Source organism: Alkalibacterium sp. m-11, assembly GCF_054658155.1.
This window is the reverse complement of record NZ_BAAGIR010000327.1, coordinates 1-622: the sequence shown is the minus strand read 5'-3', so window position 1 is coordinate 622 and position 622 is coordinate 1. Positions and strand designations below refer to the sequence as shown.

At 32.8% G+C, this 622-nt stretch carries 1 protein-coding gene; it reads left to right on the top strand.

What is annotated here, in order from left to right:
* Positions 1–52 precede the first annotated feature (52 nt).
* Positions 53–622: transposase (locus tag ACYQ2O_RS12645; RefSeq protein WP_459796759.1), on the top strand; the 570-nt coding region annotated here is incomplete at its 3' end.

The window sequence follows — 622 nt, the reverse complement described above, 5'->3', positions numbered from 1 at the left end:
GGGTTTTTAGTATAATGTATGTAAGCGTTACGAAAATGAAGGAGTGTTGAGAATGTTGTCTTCACAAGAACAGCTACTATTAAGTCCTCATATGGATTTATATGATAAATTAATTCCAAAAGACCATTTATTAAGACAATTAAACGAACTCGTTGATTTCTCTTTTATTTACGAAGAACTATCTGATAAATATTGCCAAAAAAATGGTCGTCCAGCTGAAAGTCCGATAAAAATGTTTAAATACCTTCTGTTGAAGGTTATTTACGATTTATCTGATAGAGATTTAGTTGAACGTGCTAAATATGATTTATCATTCAAATATTTTTTAGGCCTTATCCCTGAAGATGAGGTTATTCATTCGACAGCCCTCACTAAGTTTCGAACACTTCGTCTAAAGGATATAAATCTATTAGATTTTCTCATTAATAAGACCGTTGAAATTGCCTTAGGCAATGATTTAATCGATTCCCGTAGTTTAATCGTTGATGCGACCCATACTTTATCAAAATATTCTGCACGAAAACCTCAAGAGGTTCTTCATGAACGTGCGAAGCAGTTGCGGAAATCTGTTTATCAAATAAATGAATCGATGAAAACGGAATTTCCCAAACGAAATGATAGA